General features: G+C 72.3%; 2 protein-coding genes. Both read right to left on the minus strand.

Annotated elements, in window-relative coordinates:
* The coding region (locus tag ACWCP0_RS41860; RefSeq protein WP_451083942.1) for a type I polyketide synthase at positions 1 to 1473 on the minus strand (1473 nt) is incomplete at its 3' end.
* 26 nt (positions 1474 to 1499) lie between these two features.
* Positions 1500 to 4868, minus strand: a 3369-nt coding sequence (locus tag ACWCP0_RS41865; protein WP_451083943.1) for an SDR family NAD(P)-dependent oxidoreductase, incomplete at its 5' end; no start/stop codon positions are given.

Raw genomic sequence — 4868 nt, forward strand, 5'->3', positions numbered from 1 at the left:
GGCGCGCAGAGCTTCCCCGGACCTGCCCGACAGGACCCACGGGACAACCGGCACGGGCGTCGTCTCCGTGGCAGTTGCCACATCGGCATCCACGGCCGGGGCCTGCTCGATCACCACATGCGCGTTCGTGCCGCTCACGCCGAACGCCGACACGCCCGCGCGGCGGGCCCGGCCGGTCTCCGGCCACGCCCTCGCCTCGGTCAGCAGAGTCACCGCCCCTGCCTCCCAGTCGACATGCTCCGTCGGCTCGTCGATATGGAGGGACTTGGGCATGACCCCGTGACGTATCGCCTCGACCATCTTGATGACGCCACCGACACCGGCCGCCGCCACCGTGTGGCCGATGTTCGACTTGAGCGAGCCGAGATACAGCGGCCGCTCGGCGGGTCGGTCCTGACCGTACGTCGCCAGCAGGGACTGGGCCTCGATCGGGTCGCCCAGCCTCGTGCCGGTGCCGTGCGCCTCAACGACGTCCACATCGGCGGGCGCCAGACGGGCGTTGGCCAGGGCCTGGCGGATGACGCGTTCCTGGGAGGGGCCGTTGGGGGCGGTGAGGCCGTTGGACGCGCCGTCCTGGTTGACCGCCGACCCGCGCACCAGGGCGAGCACCCGATGTCCGTTGCGCCGTGCGTCGGACAGCTTCTCCAGTACGAGCAGGCCGACGCCCTCGCTCCAGCCCGTGCCGTCGGCGGCGGCCGCGAACGACTTGCACCGACCGTCGGCGGCCAGCCCCCGCTGCCGCGAGAAGTCGACGAATCCACTCGGCGACCCGGACACGGTGACACCGCCGGCCAGCGCCAGCGCAGACTCGCCCGACCGCACCGACTGCACCGCGAGATGCAGCGCCACCAGCGACGACGAGCACGCCGTGTCCAACGACACCGCCGGGCCCTCGAAACCGAAGGAGTACGCGACACGGCCCGATGCGACACTGCTCAGCTTGCTCGTCATGAGGTAGCCCTCGAGCTCCTCGGGGCCCTCGCGGTTCAGGTAACTCTGCTCGACCACGCCGGCGAACACACCGGTGTTGCTGCCCTTCAGCGACTCGGGATCGATGCCCGCGCCCTCCAGGGCCTCCCAGGCGGTCTCCAGCAGAAGGCGCTGCTGCGGGTCCATCCCCAGCGCCTCGCGCGGTGAGATCCCGAAGAACCCGGCGTCGAAGTCTGCCGCGTCCGCGAGGAAGCCGCCCTCGCGCGTGTACGACTTGCCGGCCCTGCCCGGCTCCGGGTCGTACAGCGCCTCGACGTCCCAGCCCCGGTCGGTGGGCCACGGTGTGATGCCGTCGACCTCGTTCGCGACCAGCTCCCACAGGTCATCGGGAGAGGACACCCCGCCGGGATAGCGGCACGCCATCCCGACGATCGCCACGGGTTCCTGACGGCCGGTTTCCAGCTCGGCCAGCCGCCGACGGGCCTTCTGGAGGTCGGCGGTGACCCACTTGAGGTAGTCGACCAGCTTCTCTTCGTTCGACATGCGGATTCAGTCTCCGTCGGTGGTGGTCAGTTCGCGGAACGGCCGAGCTGGTTGTCGATGAAGTCGAAGATCTCGGAGGCGGAGGCCGACTCGAGAACGTCGACCGGGTCGGGAACGTCGCCGGTCCCGCCCTCCGCCCTGCGCTCGTTCGACTCGTTCAGCACGCTCAGCTCGCTCAGCCGCGAGAGGATCGTCTGCAGGCGCACGGTCACGGCGTTGCGCGTCGGAGCGCCGTCCCCGTCCGGGAGCGCGTACACGTCGGCGAGCGCGGCCTCGAGCCGGTCCAGCTCGGCCAGGACCGGCGGCGTGTCCGCCTCCGAGTCGCCGGACGCCACCTGTTCGAGCAGGTACGCGGCCAGCGCCGCGGGCGTGGGATGGTCGAAGACGAGGGTGACCGGGAGCCGTACACCCGTCTCCGCGCTGAGCCGGTTGCGCAGATCGACCGCGGTCATCGAGTCGAACCCCAGCCCCTCGAAGGGCCGGTCGGCCTCGACGCCGTCCCGCCCGGAGCGGCCCAGGACGGCGGCCGCCTCAGTGCGCACGAGATCCAGGACGAGCTGGTGCCGCTCGCCGGCGGGCAGCTCGGCGAGGCGCTGACCGAGCGTGTCGGTGGTGGTCGCCGCGGCCAGGGCGGTGCGACGGTTCGTGACCTCGACCAGCCCGCGGAACATCGCGGGGACATTCCCGTACGCACGCATCGCGGCAAGGTCCACGGGCAGCGCCACCAGGTGCGCGCGGGACCGTCCCTCGGTATGGAGCGCCCCGTCGAAGATGGCCGTGCCCGTCCCGGGATCGATCAGCCGGAAGCCCTCGCGGGCGAACCGCTGCAGGGCACCGGCGCCCAGATGGGCGTTGATGCCGCGTGCGCGGCCCTCCTCCGTCGCCCAGAGGCCCCAGGCGGTGGAGGTGGCGGGCAGGCCGTGGGCGGTGCGGTGGTGGGCGAGGGCGTCGAGGAAGGCGTTGGCGGCCGCGTAGTTCGCCTGCCCCGGCACGCCGGTCACGCCGGCGATGGAGGAGAAGAGGACGAAGGCGGTGAGGTCGAGGTGGTGGGTGAGGGTGTGGAGGTTCCAGGCGGCGTCGATCTTGGGGCGGAGGACGGTGGTGAGTCGTTCGGGGGTGAGGGTGGTGAGGAGGCCGTCGTCGGTGGTGCCTGCGGTGTGGATGACGGCGGTGAGGGGGTGTTCGGTGGGGATGGTGGCGAGGGTGTCGGCGAGGGCTTGGCGGTCGGCGGCGTCGCAGGCGGTGATGGTGACGTGGGCGCCGAGTGCGGTGAGTTCGTCGTGGAGTTGGGTGGCGCCGGGTGCTTGGTCGCCGCGGCGGCTGAGGAGGTGGAGGTGGCGGGCGCCGTGGTGGGTGGCGAGGTGGCGGGCGAAGAGAGCGCCGAGGGTGCCGGTACCGCCGGTGATCAGCACCGTACCGTCCGGGCTCCATGGCGTGCTCTCCGCAGCCTGGGCGGCTTCCGGGGCGCCGGACCGGCGCAGCCTGGGCAGCAGGACCTTGCCGTCTCGAATCGCCGTCTGCGGCTCACCGGCGGCGATGGCGGCGGTCGGCAGCGTGGCGCGAGCCGCCGGCCCGGCGCTGTTCCGGGCGTCTGGATCACGCGGCTCCACCAGATCATGTGGAACGTCCAGATCGTCCAGATCGACCAGGAAGATTCGGTCGGGCGCCTCGGTCTGGGCCGCGCGGAGCAGGCCCCAGACGGTCGCCGCCGCGGGATCCGGCGCGGCACCCGGCTCGGTCGCCATGGCACGCCGAGTGGCGACGACCAGCCGGGTGGCCGAGAGCCGGTCGTCGGCCAGCCACTCCTGTACGAGGCCCAGCGCCTGTCGTGCGCTGGCGTGAGCGGCGGCCGCGGCGTCCGGGAGGTCTTCCTTGATGTCTTCCTTGGCGTCTTCCTCGCCCGCGCCGGCGCGCACCAGCACGGTGTCGACCGGTGCACCGGCCTCGACAGCCGCGGCGAGCCCGGCCACGTCGTCGAAGACCAGTCCTTCGAGACCCAGCTCATCGAAGCCGAGGCCGTCGAAGTCCAGCGCGTTGAAGTCCGTGGCGTTGCCCAGCGCGCCCCAGCGCACCGGCCCGGCCGCACCGAGCACCTCGGCAGGCTCCCATTCGATCTCGTACAACGGCAGGTGGGCGCTTGTCGCACCGCTGAACTCGCTCTCGGGAACGTCCCGGAAGACGAGCCGCTCCAGCGATGCCACCGGCTGCCCGGTCTCGTCGGTCAGCACGACGGCGACGGTGTCCGCGTCGATCACGTCGACCCGGACCCGTACGGCCGTCGCACCGACCGCGTACAGCCGAAGCCCCTGCCACTCGACGGGGACCCGGACGGTCCCCGGCTGCGCGGCGCCCGGAGTGGCGGCTTCGACCGCGGCCTCCAGGAGCGCGGGATGCAGCCCATGGCGGGACACCTCCGCCTGGAGGTCGGCGCGCAGCCGGACGACCATCGCCGTGGCGTCCGCGCCCACACCGGCCGGGGACGCGGATGCCGACGGGGCTGTGGCGAGGAAGCCCTTGGCGTGGGTGGTCCAGGGGGCTTCGGTCCCGGCGGGGCGGGTGTGGAGGGTGAAGGGGTGGCGGCCGGTGTCGTCGGCAGGGTCGAGGGTGAGTTGGAGTTGGGTGGGTGTGGGCGTGGTGAGGGGGATGGGGGTGGTGAGGGTGAGGTGGTCGAGGGTGTCGGTGCCGATGTGGTCGCCTGCGTGGAGGGCGAGTTCGGCCACGGCGGAGGCAGGCAGAACCGGCGTGCGGTCGACCACCCGGTCGGCCGTCCCTGCGTACGTGTCCGCCGAGACCTGGCCGATGAACAGCGTCCGGCCACTCTCCGCCAGCTCGACCACGCCCTCCAGGACCGGATGACCCGTCGAGCGTGTGCCCGCGCCCGCGCGGAAGAACGTGTCCACACCTGCGGAGGCCTCGGACTTCAGCCAGAAGCTCTCCTCCTGGAAGGCGTATGTGGGCAGGGGTACGCGGTCGGCGCCGGTCCCGGCGAAGTACGCCTCCCAGTCGACGGCGACGCCCCGGTTGTGCAGCTCGCCGAGAGCCGAGGTGACCCCGGCCGCCTCCGGGCGATTGCGGCGCAACAGCGCCACCGCGGCCACGCCGGTCGCCTCACCGGGCAGGGAGTCCTGGACCAGCGCACTGAGCACGGCGTCGGGACCGAGCTCGACGAACGTGGTGACGCCCGCGGCCTCCAGCGTGGCGACACCGTCGGCGAAGCGCACGGCCTCGCGGACGTGGCGCACCCAGTACTCCGCGCTCGACAGCTGCGCGGGGTCGGCCGGTCCTCCGGTCACGTTCGACACGATCGGGATCTTGGGCGCGTGGAAGGTCAAGCCCTTCGCGACCTCTCGGAAGTCGTTGAGCATGCCGTTCATGTGGGGGGAGTGGAAGGCGTG

Source organism: Streptomyces sp. NPDC001970 (genome assembly GCF_053594115.1).